The 597-nt window shown below is 65.2% G+C and carries 1 protein-coding gene; it reads left to right on the top strand.

Annotated elements, in window-relative coordinates; all coding sequences use genetic code 11:
* On the top strand, positions 1 to 597 hold a 597-nt coding region (locus ACTWQN_RS38045; RefSeq protein WP_504230376.1), incomplete at both ends, for a tRNA nucleotidyltransferase/poly(A) polymerase family protein.

Genomic DNA, 597 nt, shown 5'->3' with positions numbered 1-597 from the left:
CACGTGTGTGGAACGTGGAAGAGCACGGCATCGACCCAAAGCTGCTCTCGCGCAACGCGGTCAAGGTCACCTCCACGCTGCAGGAAGCGGGCTATGACGCCTTCATCGTGGGTGGCGCGGTGCGCGATCTGCTGCTGGGCATCAAGCCGAAAGACTTCGACGTGGCCACCAACGCCACGCCTGATCAGGTGCAGGCGCTGTTCCGCCGCTCGCGCATCATCGGCCGGCGCTTCCAGATCGTGCATGTAACGTTCTACGGCGGGCGCGATCAGGAAATCATTGAAGTCTCGACCTTCCGCGCGCTGGTGGATGCCGTGGAAAGCGAGCAGGTACCGGCCGGCAAGCGCGTCAAGCGCACCGATCTGGACCACCACACGCACGCCGTCGACGCCAGCGGCCGCGTGCTGCGCGACAACGTCTGGGGCACCCAGGCCGAAGACGCCACCCGCCGCGACTTCACCGTCAACGCGATGTACTACAACCCCGCCGACGAAACCGTGCATGACTACCATCACGGCATGGAAGACATGCGCGAGCGTACGCTGCGCATGATCGGCGACCCGCTCACCCGCTATCGCGAAGACCCGGTGCGCATGC

It is taken from the genome of Saccharopolyspora antiqui (assembly GCF_052246905.1).
Lineage (GTDB): Bacteria > Actinomycetota > Actinomycetes > Mycobacteriales > Pseudonocardiaceae > Saccharopolyspora.
This window is presented reverse-complemented; position numbering and strand designations above follow the sequence as displayed.